16 protein-coding genes are annotated in these 14,005 nt (G+C 72.8%); 7 read left to right on the top strand and 9 right to left on the bottom strand.

What is annotated here, in order from left to right; all coding sequences use genetic code 11:
- Positions 1-170: 170 nt before the first annotated feature.
- Positions 171-2,447, top strand: coding sequence for a M28 family peptidase (locus tag AB0J86_RS26695; RefSeq protein WP_363860432.1), 2,277 nt, complete (start codon positions 171-173; stop codon positions 2,445-2,447).
- Between the two features lie 67 nt (positions 2,448-2,514).
- Here the strand turns inward: AB0J86_RS26695 and AB0J86_RS26690 are convergent, their stop codons facing one another.
- Positions 2,515-3,462 carry a helix-turn-helix domain-containing protein gene (locus AB0J86_RS26690; protein ID WP_363860355.1) on the bottom strand — a complete coding sequence of 316 codons (948 nt, stop codon included), beginning with the start codon at positions 3,460-3,462 and terminating at the stop codon, positions 2,515-2,517.
- Between the two features lie 155 nt (positions 3,463-3,617).
- Between AB0J86_RS26690 and AB0J86_RS26685 the strand changes: the two genes are divergently transcribed.
- Together AB0J86_RS26685 and AB0J86_RS26680 are read left to right on the top strand one after the other, a co-directional pair.
- Complete coding sequence (locus AB0J86_RS26685) at positions 3,618-4,166, top strand: hypothetical protein (RefSeq protein ID WP_363860354.1); 549 nt, start codon at positions 3,618-3,620, stop codon at positions 4,164-4,166.
- Positions 4,163-4,444, top strand: a complete 282-nt coding sequence (locus AB0J86_RS26680) for a DUF3817 domain-containing protein (RefSeq protein ID WP_363860353.1) — start codon at positions 4,163-4,165, stop codon at positions 4,442-4,444. Before AB0J86_RS26685 ends, AB0J86_RS26680 begins: the two co-directional genes overlap by 4 nt.
- A 146-nt stretch (positions 4,445-4,590) precedes the next feature.
- Here the strand turns inward: AB0J86_RS26680 and AB0J86_RS26675 are convergent, their stop codons facing one another.
- Both AB0J86_RS26675 and AB0J86_RS26670 read right to left on the bottom strand, forming a co-directional pair.
- Positions 4,591-5,583: a phosphotransferase gene (locus tag AB0J86_RS26675; RefSeq protein WP_363860352.1), complete on the bottom strand. Its 993-nt coding sequence runs from the start codon at positions 5,581-5,583 to the stop codon at positions 4,591-4,593.
- 211 nt (positions 5,584-5,794) lie between these two features.
- Positions 5,795-6,394 (bottom strand): helix-turn-helix domain-containing protein, encoded by a 600-nt coding sequence (locus AB0J86_RS26670; RefSeq protein WP_363860351.1) that lies wholly within the window; start codon positions 6,392-6,394, stop codon positions 5,795-5,797.
- Positions 6,395-6,484: 90 nt separating this feature from the next.
- Between AB0J86_RS26670 and AB0J86_RS26665 the strand changes: the two genes are divergently transcribed.
- Positions 6,485-7,453 (top strand): NADP-dependent oxidoreductase, encoded by a 969-nt coding sequence (locus AB0J86_RS26665; RefSeq protein ID WP_363860350.1) that lies wholly within the window; start codon positions 6,485-6,487, stop codon positions 7,451-7,453.
- An 88-nt stretch (positions 7,454-7,541) separates the two neighbouring features.
- Here AB0J86_RS26665 and AB0J86_RS26660 read toward each other — a convergent pair whose 3' ends face one another.
- Positions 7,542-8,027 carry a carboxymuconolactone decarboxylase family protein gene (locus tag AB0J86_RS26660; RefSeq protein WP_363860349.1) on the bottom strand — a complete coding sequence of 162 codons (486 nt, stop codon included), beginning with the start codon at positions 8,025-8,027 and terminating at the stop codon, positions 7,542-7,544.
- A 256-nt stretch (positions 8,028-8,283) separates the two neighbouring features.
- Here AB0J86_RS26660 and AB0J86_RS26655 point away from each other — a divergent pair, with 256 nt between their 5' ends.
- Together AB0J86_RS26655 and AB0J86_RS26650 are read left to right on the top strand one after the other, a co-directional pair.
- Positions 8,284-9,162 carry an RNA polymerase sigma-70 factor gene (locus tag AB0J86_RS26655; protein ID WP_363860431.1) on the top strand — a complete coding sequence of 293 codons (879 nt, stop codon included), beginning with the start codon at positions 8,284-8,286 and terminating at the stop codon, positions 9,160-9,162.
- Between the two features lie 73 nt (positions 9,163-9,235).
- Entirely contained in the window at positions 9,236-9,997 is a 762-nt protein-coding gene (locus AB0J86_RS26650) for a GNAT family N-acetyltransferase (RefSeq protein WP_363860348.1), read from the top strand.
- 110 nt (positions 9,998-10,107) lie between these two features.
- Here AB0J86_RS26650 and AB0J86_RS26645 read toward each other — a convergent pair whose 3' ends face one another.
- The gene (locus AB0J86_RS26645) at positions 10,108-10,545 is read right to left on the bottom strand and encodes a hypothetical protein (protein ID WP_363860347.1); all 438 of its coding nucleotides are present in this window, start codon (positions 10,543-10,545) and stop codon (positions 10,108-10,110) included.
- Positions 10,546-10,586: 41 nt separating this feature from the next.
- Complete coding sequence (locus AB0J86_RS26640; RefSeq protein ID WP_363860346.1) at positions 10,587-11,093, bottom strand: hypothetical protein; 507 nt, start codon at positions 11,091-11,093, stop codon at positions 10,587-10,589.
- A gap of 377 nt (positions 11,094-11,470) precedes the next feature.
- On the opposite strand from AB0J86_RS26640, the gene AB0J86_RS26635 reads away from it, so the two are divergent.
- Positions 11,471-11,902 carry a hypothetical protein gene (locus AB0J86_RS26635; RefSeq protein ID WP_363860345.1) on the top strand — a complete coding sequence of 144 codons (432 nt, stop codon included), beginning with the start codon at positions 11,471-11,473 and terminating at the stop codon, positions 11,900-11,902.
- 123 nt (positions 11,903-12,025) lie between these two features.
- Here AB0J86_RS26635 and AB0J86_RS26630 read toward each other — a convergent pair whose 3' ends face one another.
- The 3 genes from AB0J86_RS26630 to AB0J86_RS26620 all read right to left on the bottom strand — a co-directional run bounded on the left by AB0J86_RS26630 (position 12,026) and on the right by AB0J86_RS26620 (position 13,777).
- Complete coding sequence (locus tag AB0J86_RS26630) at positions 12,026-12,280, bottom strand: Smr/MutS family protein (RefSeq protein WP_363860344.1); 255 nt, start codon at positions 12,278-12,280, stop codon at positions 12,026-12,028.
- Positions 12,281-12,423: 143 nt separating this feature from the next.
- Positions 12,424-12,792 carry a tetratricopeptide repeat protein gene (locus AB0J86_RS26625; RefSeq protein ID WP_363860343.1) on the bottom strand — a complete coding sequence of 123 codons (369 nt, stop codon included), beginning with the start codon at positions 12,790-12,792 and terminating at the stop codon, positions 12,424-12,426.
- A 232-nt stretch (positions 12,793-13,024) separates the two neighbouring features.
- Complete coding sequence (locus AB0J86_RS26620) at positions 13,025-13,777, bottom strand: ROK family protein (protein WP_363860342.1); 753 nt, start codon at positions 13,775-13,777, stop codon at positions 13,025-13,027.
- Positions 13,778-14,005 lie beyond the last annotated feature (228 nt).

Raw genomic sequence — 14,005 nt, 5'->3', positions numbered from 1 at the left:
GGTTCTGTTGATCTTGAGGTGCCCCGGGCAGGATGGTGCCACCCCACCCCAGGAGGCAATCCGTGCGCACACCCCTCGCGCCCGCCGCGGACCGTGCCCTGCTCCGCCCCGCGCGGCGCGCGCTGACCGCGGCACTCGCGCTGGCCGCGCTGTTCGCCCTCGCCGCCGCCATGCTGGTCCAGCTCCGGCCCCCGGCACCGCGCGGCGCCGACGCGCCGGCCGGCGAGTTCAGCGCGGAGCGGGCGTACGCGCAGGCCCGTACCGTCGCGGCCGGTACCCACGCCGCCGGCAGCCCCGCCGCCGACCAGGTCCGCGCGCACCTGGTGGGGGTGCTGCGCGGGCTGGGGCTGGAGACCGAGGTACAGGAGACGATCGGCACCGAGGCCGGCCAGCTCAGCGGCGCGGCGGGCGGCGCCACCCTGGCCCGGGTACGCAACGTGGTGGCCCGGCTGCCCGGCACCGGCTCCACCGGGCGGATCTTCCTGGTCGCGCACTACGACTCGGTTCAGGTCGGACCCGGCGGCAACGACGACGCGGCGGGGGTCTCCGCGATCCTGGAGGTCGCCCGGGCGCTGACCGCCGGCCCGCGCCCCCGTAACGACATCGTCTTCGTCCTCACCGACGCCGAGGAGGCGTGCCTCTGCGGCGCCTCGGCGTTCGCGTCCGGGCATCCGCTGGCCGCCGGCGGCGGCGTCGTGCTGAACCTGGAGGCGCGGGGCAACGGCGGACCGGTGATCATGTTCGAGACGTCCCGGCGCAACGCCGGCCTGGTACGGGTCTTCGGCCGGGCCGCGCCGCACCCGATCGGTACCTCGTTCGCGGTGGAGATCTACCGCCTGCTCCCCAACGACACCGACTTCACCGCCTTCCTCGACCACGGCTTCGTCGGCCTCAACTCCGCCTACATCGACGGCGCCGCCGTCTACCACAGCCCGCTCGACACGCCGGCCACGCTGAGCCGGTCCAGTCTCCAGCAGCACGGCGACAACGCGCTCGGCCTGGCCCGGGAGTTCGGCCGGGTCGACCTCGGGACGGTCCGCGCCGGCGGGGACGCCACCTACTTCCCGGTGCCGGGTGGGCTGGCCCGCTACCCCGGCACGCTGACCTGGCCGCTGGCGCTGATCGCCGTCGCGGCGGTCGGCGCGCTCGGCTGGCTGGCCCGCCGCCGTGGCCGCACCTCCTGGCCCCGGCTGCTCGCCGGCCTCGGCCTCGGCGCGGTACCGCTCGTCGGCGCGCCGGTCGCCGCCCAGCTGCTCTGGCTGGGCGTCACCACCCTGCGGCCCGGCTACCGGGAGCTGCTCGATCCGTACCGGCCGTTGGCGTACCGGCTCGCCGTGCTCGCGCTCGCCGCGGCGGTCCTCTTCGCCTGGTACGCGCTGCTGCGGCGCCGGGTCGGGCCGGCCGCGCTGGCGATCGGCGGGCTGGGCTGGCTGGCCCTGCTCGGGCTGGTCCTCGCCGCGCTCACCCCCGGCGGGGCGTACCTGGCGAGCCTGCCGGCGCTGGCCGGCGCGGCCGGCGGGCTGGTGGCCCTCGCGGTACGCCCGTCCGGCCCGTCGGCGGCGGTGGCCGTGACCGCGGGGGCGGCCGTCGGCGTGGTCGTCCTGCTTCCCACGGTGGTGCTGCTCTTCCCGGCGCTCGGCCTGGGGCTGGGCGGGGTGGCCGCGCTCTTCGCGGTCCTGCTGGGCTTCGCCGCGCTGCCGGTGCTGGACCTGCTCCACCCGGAGGCCGGCGGCCAGCGTGGGATGGCGGCGCTGCGGGCCCGGCGGGCCGCCGCCGTCCCGGTCCTCGCGGCCGCGCTGGCGGCGGCGGTGCTGACCGGTGTCGGGCTCCGGGTCGACCGCTTCGACGCCGCCCACCCCGTCCCCACCCACCTGATGTACGCGCTGGACGCCGGCACCAACCAGGCCCGCTGGCTCAGCCTGCAGACCGACCCGCAGGAGTGGACCGCCCGGTACGTCGACCAGCCCGTCTCGGTACGCGACGAGTTCCCGGTCCTCGGCGACGCGAAGCCGCTCGCCGGACCGGCCCAGCCCGCCGCGCTGCCCGCCCCGGCGCTGACCGTGCTCGCCGACACCGGCGCCGGGGACCGGCGCACCCTGCGGCTGCGGCTCCAGCCCCAGCGGCCGGTACGCCTCGTCGCTCTGCACGTCGCCGCGGCGACCGCGACCGTGCTGCGGGCGACCGTCGCGGGCCGGGACGTACCGGTGCAACGCGTCGACGACGGCGGGCCGTGGTCCTTCGGGCTCGTCTTCCACGCGCCGCCGCCCGAGGGGATCGAGGTCGAGTTCGAGCTGGCCACCCGGGGCGGCCCGGTGTCGCTGCGGGCCATGGACGCCAGCGACGGGCTGGCCGGGCTGCCGGGCTTCCAGCCGCGCCCGCCCGGCGTCGGCATCCTCGGCTCGCACAGCTCCGAGATGGTCGCGGTGGCCCGCACCTACTCCTTCTGAGGCCGGCGGGCCCGCTCCGCGACGGCCCGGGGTTCCTGGCGGGACAGCCGGTCGGGGGTGCCCCCGGCTACGCGGCGCCCCGGAAGGAGTTGCGGTACGCCTGCGGGCTGGTACCGACGACCCGCTTGAACCGTTCCCGGAACGCGGTCGGCGAGCCGTACCCGACCTGGGCGGCGATCCGCTCGACGGGGTGGCCGGTGGCTTCGAGCAGGTGCTGCGCCTGGCGGACCCGGGTGCGGTGCAGCCACTGCAGCGGGCTGGTGCCGGTCTGCTCCCGGAAGTGCCGGTTGAGGCTGCGGGTGCTCATCCCGGCGCGCGCCGCGATGTCGTCGAGGCTCAGTTCGCGGTCGAGGTTGTCGGCCAGCCAACGCATCACCGGTTCGAGGATCGAGCCCTTCGGGGCCGGCGGGGTGTCGTGCACGATGAACTGCGCCTGGCCGCCCTCGCGCTCCAACGCCATCACCGAGAGGCGGGCGGCGTCGGCGGCGACGGCCGAGCCGAGGTCCCGGCGGATGAGGTGCAGGCAGAGGTCCAGCCCGGCGGCGGCCCCGGCGGAGGTGAGGAACTGGCCGTTGTCGACGTAGAGGACGTCCGGGTCGACCTCCACGGCGGGGTACAGCCGCGCGAGCCGGGCCGCGCCGATCCAGTGGGTGGTGGCCCGCGCGCCGTCGAGCAGGCCGGTCGCCGCGAGGTCGAAGGCGCCGGCACAGATCGAGGCGATGCGGGTACCGCCCGCGGCGGCCCGCCGCAGCGCCGCCAGCACCGCCTCGGGTACGGGGACGCTCGGGTCGGCGCGGCCGGGCACGATGATCGTGTCGGCCTGCGCCAGCGCGTCGAGCCCCCAGTGCGCCTGGATCGTGAAGGCGCCCGCGTCGACGGTGGGCGCCGCCGCGCAGACCCGTACCCGGTAGGCCGGGCGCCCGTCGGGCAGCCGGGTGCGGCCGAACACCTCGATCGGGGTGGTCAGTTCGAAGGGGATGACCTGGTCGAGGGCGAGGATCGCCACGGTGTGCATGGCAATACCGTAGGCCCTCGCCGGATCCCGGCCAGCGCCCATCTGGACCGCTTCCCGCTGGTACCCGGCCGGAACGGGGCGCTGGCGAGAATCCGTCGAAGGATGGCAATCCCGCCACTGTGCCACCCGCCGCGCCGCCGCTAGCGTTCCGGCTCGTGACGAAGCTCCTGCTCTCCCTGCACGTTTTGGCCGCCATCCTCGCCGTGGGACCGGTGGCGATAGCCGCGAGCATGTTCCCGCCCGCCGCGCGCCGTACCCTCGCCGACGGCAGCGGCGGGGAGACCCTGCGTACCCTGCACCGCATCTGCCGGGTCTACGCCGCGCTGGGCATCGCGGTGCCCGTCCTCGGTCTGGCCACCGCCAGCAGCCTCGGCGTGCTCGGCGACCCGTGGTTGCTCACCGCCATCGGGCTGACCGCCGTCGCGGCCGGACTGCTCGTCTTCGGGGTGCTGCCCCGCCAGGAGGCGCTGCTCGCCGCCGCGACCTCGGTCGGGGCGGCGTCCGGCGGGGCGGCACCCGGCGGGGCAGCACCCGGCGGGGCGGCGTCCGGCGGGGCCACGATCTCCGGTCCGCCGTCCGACGGGGCGGCGTCCGGCGTACGCGCCACCGCCCGGCTGGCGATGTCGACCGGCCTGTTCAACGTGCTCTGGGCGGCCGTGACGGTGCTGATGGTCTGGCGCCCCGGCTCCACCACGGGGGCGTGACCGTGCCGACCGTCCCGACTCCGCTGCGCGTCGCCGCCCTCGTCGAACTCGTCTCGCTCGTGATCCTGCTGGGGAACCTCGCGACCGTCCACTGGGCGCCGGTGGCCTCGCTCCTCGGCCCGCTGCACGGTTGCGCGTACCTCTTCGTCGTGGTGGCCACCGCTCGCCGCCGGCCGTTCGCCCCGCGACTGGTGCTGACGGCGCTACTCCCCGGGATCGGCGGGATGCTCGCCCTCCGGCGGCTCACCGCCGCCGAGGTCGCGGCCGACATGCGGTGAGCCCGGCCCGCGGGTCGAGCGGGTACGCAAATACGGAGAAAGAGTGGCTAACCGGCGAACGTTAGCCACTCTTTCTCCGTATCCGCGCGTTCCCTGGTCAGGGTGCCGCGCGGGTAGCACCGGTCGTGCGATCGTCCCGGCTCCGGTCAGTTCGGAAAGGCGAGCACCCGTTCCAGGTTGTACGCCACGATCGCGAGCATCCTCTCGCGATGCGGGAAGTCGCCGTCCAACAGCCGCAGCGGCCCCGCCACCAGCGACAGGTGCATGGCCAGCGCATAGCAGCGCAGTCGGCGCTCGTCCAGGCCATCCGCCCGCAACCAGCGGTAGTGCTCGGCGAAGCGCAGCCGCAGGAAGATGTGCTCCCACTCGACGTCGAAGAACATCGCGCCCTCGATGTCGATCAGCACCGGCTCGCCGCGCCGGTCGAGCAGCACGTGGTCCGGACCGAGTTCGCCGTGGATCAGGGCGTACCCGTCGCGTGGCGGTACGTCGGCGGCCAGCCGCCGGAGCCGTTCCTCCACCCGCCCGCGGGCCGCGGCCAGTCGTTCGATCCGCGCCGCGCCATCGGCCAGGTCGACCAGGGCGCGGTCGAGGACGTACCGTTCGGGCGACTTCATGGGTACCGCCTCGGCGCCGTCGACCAGCGCCACCTTGCCCGGCCGGCCGTTGCGCGCCAGCCGCATGCGCCCGAGGTGGTCGCGGAGCCGGTCCAGCGCGGGGCGCGCGGCCGACGGATCGCGCCCCAGCAACTCCTCCAGCGTCCCGCCCGGTACGTCCTCGACCAGCGCGAGGTCGCCCGGAAGGTGTTCGCCGCTCGCGTCGGCCAGGTGGATCCGGGGTACGCGCACCCCGAGCGCGTCCAACCGGGCGTGCGCGGCCCGGAACAGGTCGAGGCCCGAGGCGGCCGAGAACGGGTCGGCCCGGTCCGCGAGGCCCCCGCCCGGCGGGTCCGGCCAGTAGTTCTCCTGGGTACCCCAGTAGTACAGCAGCGCCGTCGTGTCGTCGTCGAGCGCGAGCCGGTAGACGCCCTTCTTGCTGCCGCCGGTCAACCGGGTGATCGCCTCGATCCGGCGCCCGGCCCCGAAGGCGGTCCGTACCGGCGACGTGACCTGCTCCTTCGTCACGAACGCCCGCGTCATCGCCGCCCCCATCCCGGCGGGGATGATTGCCCCGGCCCTCGACCCGAGTGGCAATTGTCCGGCAGCCGCCGGAACGGGCAAGGAGATTTACCCGGCCCGGTACCTCCAGGCCCGCCGGCCGGCGGGCCGAGCGGGTACGCGAATACCGAGAAAGAGTGGCTGACCAGCGAACCTTAACCACTCTTTCTCGGTATTCGCGCGTTCCCTGGCGTCAGGGTGCCGCCGGCGGTGGGTGGGGCAGCGGGTGGGCGCCTTCCGGGCGCAGGCCGTCGAAGATGATGGCGAGGTACCTCCGCCAAAGGTCGGGCGAGGCGTCCCGCACGTAGCTGGTGACGTAGTTCGGCGCGCACATCAGCAGCAGGATGTCCGAGCCGGTGACATCCGCCCGTACGGCGCCGTGCGCACGAGCCCGGTCGACCAGCCTGTGCACGGTCTGGAACATCTCGTCGCGAACCCTGGTGACCTCCGCGGTCAGCCCGCCGGCCTCCTGCAGGAACGACAGGTCGCGTTGCTGTCGCTGATGCGCGGCGACGGTGAGGAACTCCAGCAACGCGGCGCCCGGGTCCGCCGCTTCGAGCAGCTTCTCGCCGACCGCGTTGAGCGCGTCGATGCGGTCGAGGACGATCGCGGCGATCAGGTCGTCCTTCGTGGCGAAATGGCGGAACACGGTGCCCTTGCCGACGCCGGCCCGGCGGGCGATGTCGGCGACCGAGGCGTCCAGACCCCGCTCCGCGAACTCGTCCGCGGCCGCCGTCAGCAGCAGCCGGCGGTTGCGGGCGGCGTCGGCACGCAACGGACGGGTCGAGGTCACGTCCCCACCCTAACAAGTTGACCGCCCGGTCCGCTTATTGCTAGCTTGCCGTCATAACGTGACCACGCGGTCCGCTTTTGGAGGAAGCACATGAAGGCAGTTGTCGCGACCGGCTACGGACCACCCGAGGAGTACAGGGTGGCCGACGTACCGGTGCCCCAGCCCGGGCCGGGACAGATCCAGGTCCGGATCGCCGCCGCCTCGATCAACCCGGCGGACGTCCGGCTCCCCAGCGGCGACTTTCGCGACGCCATACCGCTGGAGTTTCCGCACGTACCCGGCAACGACTTCGCCGGCACGGTCAGCAAGGTCGGCGCCGGCGTGACGGCGTACCGGGTGGGCGACGAGATCTTCGGCCAGGCCGTCCCGCGGGCGCTGCGTCCGATGGTCGGTGCGACCCGGCCGTCGCTGAGCACCGGCTCGCTGGCCGAGTACGCGGTCTTCGAGGCCGACACCCCGTTCCTGGCGCACCGTCCGGCCGGCCTCGACGTCGAGCAGGCGGCTGCCCTGCCCACCATCGGTCTGACCGCACGCGCGCTGATGGCCACCGCAAAGGTGCAGCCCGGCGAGACCGTCCTGGTCGTGGGCGCTACCGGTGGCGTCGGTACCGCCCTGCTCCCGCTGCTCGCCCGGGCGAAGGCGCGGGTGACCGCCACCGCGACCGCCGCCGACGCCGACATCCTGCGCGAGATCGGCGCCGACGAGACCATCGGGTACGCGGAATCCGAATACCCGGCCGGCGTCGACGTCGCGTTCAACCTGACGCTGCCGAGCGACCAGCTCACCGGAGTCGCCAGCGCCGTCCGCCCGGGCGGACGTCTCCTCACGATCACCTACCCGGTGCCGCAGCAGGAGTGGATCGGGCGCGAGGACGTCGCCCTGCATTTCGTGCTGGACATGGACGGCACCCTGGGCGGCATGCGCGAGGTCGGTGAGCTGGCGGCCCGAGGGGAGCTATCCGCCACGATCGGCCGGCGCTACACCCTCGACGAGGGCGCGCAAGCCTGCGTCGACTTCGCCCGCCTGCACACGACCGGCAAGCTGGTCGTAACGATGTGAAACCGGCCGTGATCGGCACTTCCAGGAAGTCCGACGGGCCCGGCCCAGGAGCACGGGGTCCTGGGCCGGGCCGGGGGTCACCCGCCGGTCAGTTCGACAGGCTGGCGAACATGCCGGGCTCGTAGGAGCCACCCTGGTTGCGCACGATCACGCCGAGCCGGTTCGCCGCGTTGATCATGGCGACCAGGTAGACCAGCGCGGCGATCTGGTCGTCGTCGTAGTGCTTGCGCACCTCGGCCCAGGTCTCGTCGGAGACCCCGTGGTGGACGTCGGCGAGCCGGGTGCCCTCCTCCGCCAGGGCCAGCGCGGCCCGTTCGGCCTCGCTGAACACGGTGGAGTGGCGCCAGGCGGCCACCAGGTTGAGGCGCACCGAACTCTCCCCCGCGTGCGCGGCCTCCTTCGTGTGGTAGTCGACGCAGAAACCGCAGCCGTTGATCTGGCTGGCGCGCAGCATCACCAGTTCCTGGGTCGCCCTGGCCAACGACGACTGCTGGATCGCCAGGCTGACGTTGTAGAACCGCTTGCCAATCTTGGCGCCGAGTTCGTTGGTCGTAAGGTCGATACGGGGTTCCATGACTTCGTCCTCACTCGTGGCGGGTGCGTACCGCGCGGATCGTCCGCGCGGCTTCCTGACGGACATGGAGATGCCGGCGACTCGATCCCTGTGACCGCGCGGCCGTGTGGCGCCCGCCACCGATCGTGGGCGTCACACGGTGGCGCGGACCGGCGTCGTGTGTGTGCCACGGTCGGGAGCGAACAGGCAGGAGTCAGTCATGAGCGAGCGCAGCGAGCCACCGACGGAGGCGGCCGGGCCGCTCGCCGAGGGCGGAATGGACTCCGCCACCGAGGCGTTCGTCACCCACCGCAATCTGCTGTTCACCGTCGCCTACGAGCTGCTCGGCTCGGCCGCCGACGCCGAGGACGTCCTGCAGGAGACCTGGTTACGGTGGGTGGGCGTCGACCTCGACACCGTACGGGACCGGCGGGCGTACCTGGTCCGGATCACCACCCGGCAGGCGCTGAGCCGGCTGCGTACGCTCGGCCGGCGCAGGGAGTCCTACGTCGGCCCCTGGCTGCCCGAGCCGCTGCTGACCGCGCCCGACGTGGCGGAGGACGTCGAGTTGGCCGACAGCGTCTCGATGGCGATGCTGCTGGTGCTGGAGACGCTCACGCCGACCGAGCGGGCGGTGTTCGTCCTGCGCGAGGTCTTCGAGCTGGCGTACGACGAGATCGCGGAGGCCGTCGACAAGAGTCCGGCCGCGGTTCGCCAGATCGCCCACCGGGCGCGGGCGCACGTCACGGCGCGCCGGACGCGCGAGGTCGTCTCCGCCGCCGAGACCCGCCGCGCGACCGAGGCGTTCCAACGGGCGATCGAAACCGGCGACCTGCAGAGCCTGCTCGACCAGCTCGCACCGGACGTCGTCTTCCTGAGCGACGGTGGCGGAGTCGTGGAGGCCGCGCTGGCACCCGTCGTCGGGGCCGACCGGGTGGCCCGGCTGCTGGCCGAGGGTCTGCCCAAGATCGGCGCCACGATGTCGCTGCAGGCGGCACAGGTCAACGGCGCTCCGGCGCTGATCTTCCGGCGGGACGGCAAGATCGACACCGTCATGGCGGTACGGGTCGACGAGGGCTTGATCGGCGGGCTGTACCTCGTCCGTAATCCTGAGAAGCTGTCGCGGGTCGAGCGGGAGACGGTGGTGAGCCGCTGACTCCCGACCATCTCCTTGGCGCCACGGGCCAGGAGGGGCGCATCGACGACGATGACGAGGAGTTGGCACCACCATGACTATTGCCACGAACCCCGCCGGGCAGCCCGCCGCCCTGGCCGAGGCACCGCTGCGCCAGGCCCGCAACTCCGCCGCCTTCTGGGCCGCGACCGGCCGGGCCCGCGGCAACGAGGTGATCCGCCGCCCCGGCTTCCTCGCCGTCGCCGGTGACGAGCGCGCGGGCCTGCGCATCCTGGTCCAGGAGCCCGCGCTCACCGTGGACGAGTTGGCCGAGATCACCGAACTGGCTGGCCACGCCCCGGGACCGGTGGACGCCGAAGATCCGTTCAGCTCGACCGACCTGGGTCACCTGGGCATGCGCAGCTGGCAGATGCCGGTCATGCTGCGCCAGCCGGGACCCGTCGCGGAACCGGCGATCGACGTGGTCCGGGCGCGGAACGAGGAGGAGCTACGGGCGGCCGAGCGTGCCGTGATCGCGGGCTTCGAGCTGACCAGGTTCGAGCCGTACCGGGGCGGCGAGATGTTTCCCATGGCGCTGCTCGACCAGCCGGGTGTGGACGTCTTCGTCGCCCGCCTCGACGGCGAGGTCGCCGGGGCGTGCGTCACCGTCGTCGAGGACGGGTTCGGCAGCCACTACTGGGTCGGCACCCCGCCGGCCTTCCGCTCCCGGGGCGTGGGACGGGCGGTCATGCTCGGGTCCCTCGCTCGCCTGGCGGACCTGCCGGTCACGCTCACCGCCTCCCGGCTGGGCCGGCCGCTGTACGAGTCCCTCGGCTTCACCGCCGCGGCGCCCTCGACCTGGTGGTCCTCGCGGTAGGACGCGGTCGACCGGAGCCGACTGGCATCGAGCGGGTCTGGCGGGAACACCGGGACAGGCCGCGAGGAACGCGCCTCGCGGCCTGTCCCGGTGCGCTGGTCGAAGGAGGGCTAGCCGTTGAAGACCCCGACCCACGAGGAGGAATCCAGCGGGTTGCCGCCGCTGTAGCGCGCCGCGCGGATGTGGACGACGTTCCCTTCCGTGAAGTCCTTGTTGCAGACGGCCCACCTTGCCCCGTCCGCGGTGAGCTTGTGGACACAACTGCCGGTGCGGGCAGGTCCGGCGTAGCTGGTGTACCAGTCGGCCGCGACCGCGTACCCGTCCGCGGAGCGGTCCTTGACGAAGATCAGGTCGCCGTACGGCTGGAAGCAGACGATCCCGCCGATAATCTCCGAGCAGGTGGAGGTGGAGTCCGGGGCGTCGGACGTCCACGCGGCATAGTCGGTCTCGGATCCGTAGTAGGCGGCGTATGCCGCGCCGGGAACGGCGAGCGCCAGAAGCGAACCGGCGACCGCGGCGGCAAAGAGCTTTCCACGAGGTTTACGCACGATGTTCCTCCCCAGTCCTCCAGCGGAAGTCAGCCATGCCATCAGTTGTTGGAGAACGACCACAGGTAGTCGAGCGGCATGGTGGCGTAGTTCTGGAGGGTGCCGCCGCTTACCTCTTTCCGGGCGGACTCGCTCCAGTCGAAGTGGCACCTCGCCCAGGTACCGGCGGTGTGCGGGTTACGGCAGTACCGGTCCCGCACGCCGGCATCGGCTTCGATGTGCGCCATCGCCGCGAAACCGTCGGCGTCGCCGTCCTTGACGTACACCCAGTCGCCGTAGTAGTCGATGCAGACAGCGGTGGAGCCGTAGTACGACGACGCGGTGGTGCACACGCCGGCCGGATACGAGACCTTGACGCCGGTCTGGCACGACGAGCTTGCGGATTCGCATCCGACCCAGTACTGGTCGCCGTCCGCCATACTCGGCGTCGCCGTACCGAACACGGTGGCGGCCGTGGCCACGAGGGTGAGAAGCCCGGCCTGGGTCCGGCGGCTCAGGCCGACGCGGGAGGACGAACGGCCCACGAGGGCCCTCTTCATGCGACTCATCAACGGTACCTATTCTCTGGGAGTGACGCGATGGCGGCGCTCATCCTCGCAACAGGTCCCGCTCGTCGATCATCAACGCCGGCTGATCTTGAAGGAATCTTGAGGTCGCCGCGCCAGCGGCGCGTTGAGCCTCGGGTCCTCGTGGCGGCCCCGACCCCGGGCGGCCCGACGCCCGGCCCTGGTGAACGTCCATCGACAGCCCACCAACCGCCCTCACCCGTTCGGTCCCACCGCATGCTGGCGGGTCCGTCCGGCAGCGGATGCAAAGCTCAAGTCAAGCTCAAGAAGATCAACATTTCGTTGTGCTCGCGCGGATCCGCGCCCTAGGTTGCGAGCACTCGACCGCCAGGGGGTGGTCCGGGGTGAGAGGTGGGAAAATGCTGAAGAGCCGGAGGAAAACCCTGAAGGGCTGGCCCGTTCGCGTGGCAGCGGCGCTGGCCGTCACCGCCATCGCGGTGGCGGGGACAAGCACTCCCGCATCCGCATACGCCGGTGACACATGGGTCTATCTGCGTAACAGCAGCGGCACCAAGGTCGCCAGTATGCAGCACGTCGACGACGGGGACTACTTCCGGACCTACGACAATTTGGCCGACGGCCACGGCGCGCGCGGATACCTGTATTCCTGGACCGGTTATGACTACACGCTCATCATGACCAGCTACAACGGCAAGGGCGCGGGTACCTACACTCAGATGCAGTACGACGTTTGGAGCACGAACTTCTACGCGATGAGGGTGTGCTCGGTGGACGGCAGCGAAGACACCTCTCCGGGACCCTGCTCGGACTACAAGTATTTCAGCGAGTAGGGCAACGGCCAGCGCCTCCATCAGTCGTGCGGCTACGGAGAACGAGGGGCCGGCCGCAGCTGGCTGGCCCCTCGTTTCTCGAACTTCTGTGGATCTACCGGCCCGAGCCGGACCCTGTCGACGCTACTTCCAGCGGAAGTGCACGAAGAGGCGGCCGAAGTTCTTGGAGTCCTTCTCCACCCGGTGGTAGAGCTGCTTGATCTCCTTCTGGTCCAGGAACCGCAGCACCCGCTTCTTGAGCGCGCCCGAGCCCTTGCCCGGGATGATCTCCACGAGGGTGGCCTTCTTCGCCACCGCCTCGTCCATGATCCCGCGCAACGCCCGGTCGATGTCCTGCCCGCGGTTGAAGATGTCGTGCAGGTCCAGCTTGAGCTTCATCGCGCGTCCGTCCGCCGGTCAGGTGCCATGACAGACCATGGTAGGCCGCCGCGCGGCGGTGCCCGGCGACCCGAAGCCACCGGGCCGACGATCAACCGCCGCACGCCAACAATCCCCGTCGACCCGCCGCCGCGTGGCACCGGTCAGCGCGGGCCGTGCACGCGGGCCTCCACCCGGCGCAGCGCGGCCTGGTAGTCCTCGTGCTCGGCGCGCATGGCCGCGGCGATGCGCAGGTGCCGCAGCGCCTCGGCCGGCCGACCAACCCGCTCCAGCGTCCGCCCGAGCACGTGGTGCGCGTAGTGGTCGCTGGGGTCCCGGTCGACCAGGGCGCGCAGCTGCTCCTCCGCCCGCCCGAGCTGGGCCGACTGGAAGTACGCCCGCGCCAGCAGCTGCCGGACCGAGGAGTTGTCGGGCTCCGCCGCCACGATGGGTTCGAGCAGCCGGGCCGCCTCGCCCGGGTCCCCCGCCTCGAAGTACATGCTCGCCCGTCGGTACTCCGCCAGAAGATCCACCGTCGCCCCCCTCGTCGTCGTGCCGGCCGCCTTCACCGACGCTGCCACAACGTCGCGGGCGCCGCGAGTCTTCCGGGGGCTGAACCGGGACCGTCGAGGAGGTGAACCGGGGTCGGCCACCCGGCGGCGGACGCCGACGCCCGGCCCCGCCGGGAAGCGGGGCCGCGGGCCGGCGCCCGAGCACGGTCGCCGCACCCGGCTTCCGCCTCGGCCCCGAAATGCCGCTGCCGCGCTAACCGGCGCGGATCGCCCAGGCACGGACGCCGCCGATGATCCCGGCCGTGTTCGGTACGACCACGACATCGTCGCCCATCCGGGCCAACTGCTCCGGTCGAATCAGTCGCGAGTTCCCGCCCCCGAGGTAGAGCCGGTCCCAGAGGAAGACCGGGCGCAGCCCCTCCACGACGTTGCGGACCCGACGGGACCAGAAGGCGTCCCCGAGCCGGCGCCGCTCCGGCTCGCCGATGTAGGTGTCGTAGCTCATCCCCCAGCGCACCGGCGCCTGCGACAGCTCCAGGTGCGGGGCGAGGTGGCCACCGTCGAAGAGCGCACAGCCCAGCCCGGTACCGAGGGTCAGCACCAGCTCCAGGCCGGTACCGGCGACCACGCCGGCGCCGTGCACCTCGGCGTCGTTGAGCACCAGCACCGGCGACCCGAACGCGTCGGCGAGCGCGGTCCGCACGTCGAAGCCGGCCCACTCGGCCGCCAGCTCCGGGTCGACCTTGGTACGCGGTCCCGCCCGGGTGATGTAGTGCGGGGTGGCCACCACGACCCCGTGCCGGATCATGCCGGGCATGCCCACGGTCACCCGGTCCGCGGCCGGCAGCTGCCCGCCCAGGTCGAGCAGCGTCTTGACGAAGAGCGAGGGGGGCAACGGGTACGGCGTCGGTACCCGCAGCGGGCGGGCGCGCATCGTCCCCGCCTCGTCGAGCACCGACCCCTTGATCCCGCCGCCACCGCAGTCGATCGCGAGAGTGGTCGCCACCCGCACAGTCTGCCCCGCCGGTCCGGTCACCAACCGCCAGGCCCCCACCTGCTGATAAGGGCTCCCCTCGCCGCCCGCGCCCGCACCGGCGCACCCGCCGCGGGCCCACCCGCGGTTGCCGGGAACCGGCGCGGCCGGGGGCCCGTGGGGCGCCGGAAACAGAAACCGGGACCCCGGGGACCGCGTGGAACGCCGGAAAACCGGGACCCGCCGGAAAACCCCCGGAGG

The organism is Micromonospora sp. NPDC049559, from assembly GCF_040676675.1.
Classification (GTDB): Bacteria; Actinomycetota; Actinomycetes; order Mycobacteriales; family Micromonosporaceae; genus JBFAPK01.
This window is presented reverse-complemented; position numbering and strand designations above follow the sequence as displayed.

Coding starts and splice junctions, on each gene's coding strand:
- AB0J86_RS26695 (WP_363860432.1), top strand. CDS start 171: ATGCTGGTCCAGCTCCGGCCCCCGGCACCGCGCGGCGCCGACGCGCCG.
- AB0J86_RS26690 (WP_363860355.1), bottom strand. CDS start 3,462: ATGCACACCGTGGCGATCCTCGCCCTCGACCAGGTCATCCCCTTCGAA.
- AB0J86_RS26675 (WP_363860352.1), bottom strand. CDS start 5,583: ATGACGCGGGCGTTCGTGACGAAGGAGCAGGTCACGTCGCCGGTACGG.
- AB0J86_RS26665 (WP_363860350.1), top strand. CDS start 6,485: ATGAAGGCAGTTGTCGCGACCGGCTACGGACCACCCGAGGAGTACAGG.
- AB0J86_RS26660 (WP_363860349.1), bottom strand. CDS start 8,027: ATGGAACCCCGTATCGACCTTACGACCAACGAACTCGGCGCCAAGATT.
- AB0J86_RS26655 (WP_363860431.1), top strand. CDS start 8,284: ATGGACTCCGCCACCGAGGCGTTCGTCACCCACCGCAATCTGCTGTTC.
- AB0J86_RS26650 (WP_363860348.1), top strand. CDS start 9,236: ATGACTATTGCCACGAACCCCGCCGGGCAGCCCGCCGCCCTGGCCGAG.
- AB0J86_RS26640 (WP_363860346.1), bottom strand. CDS start 11,093: ATGAGTCGCATGAAGAGGGCCCTCGTGGGCCGTTCGTCCTCCCGCGTC.
- AB0J86_RS26635 (WP_363860345.1), top strand. CDS start 11,471: ATGCTGAAGAGCCGGAGGAAAACCCTGAAGGGCTGGCCCGTTCGCGTG.
- AB0J86_RS26630 (WP_363860344.1), bottom strand. CDS start 12,280: ATGAAGCTCAAGCTGGACCTGCACGACATCTTCAACCGCGGGCAGGAC.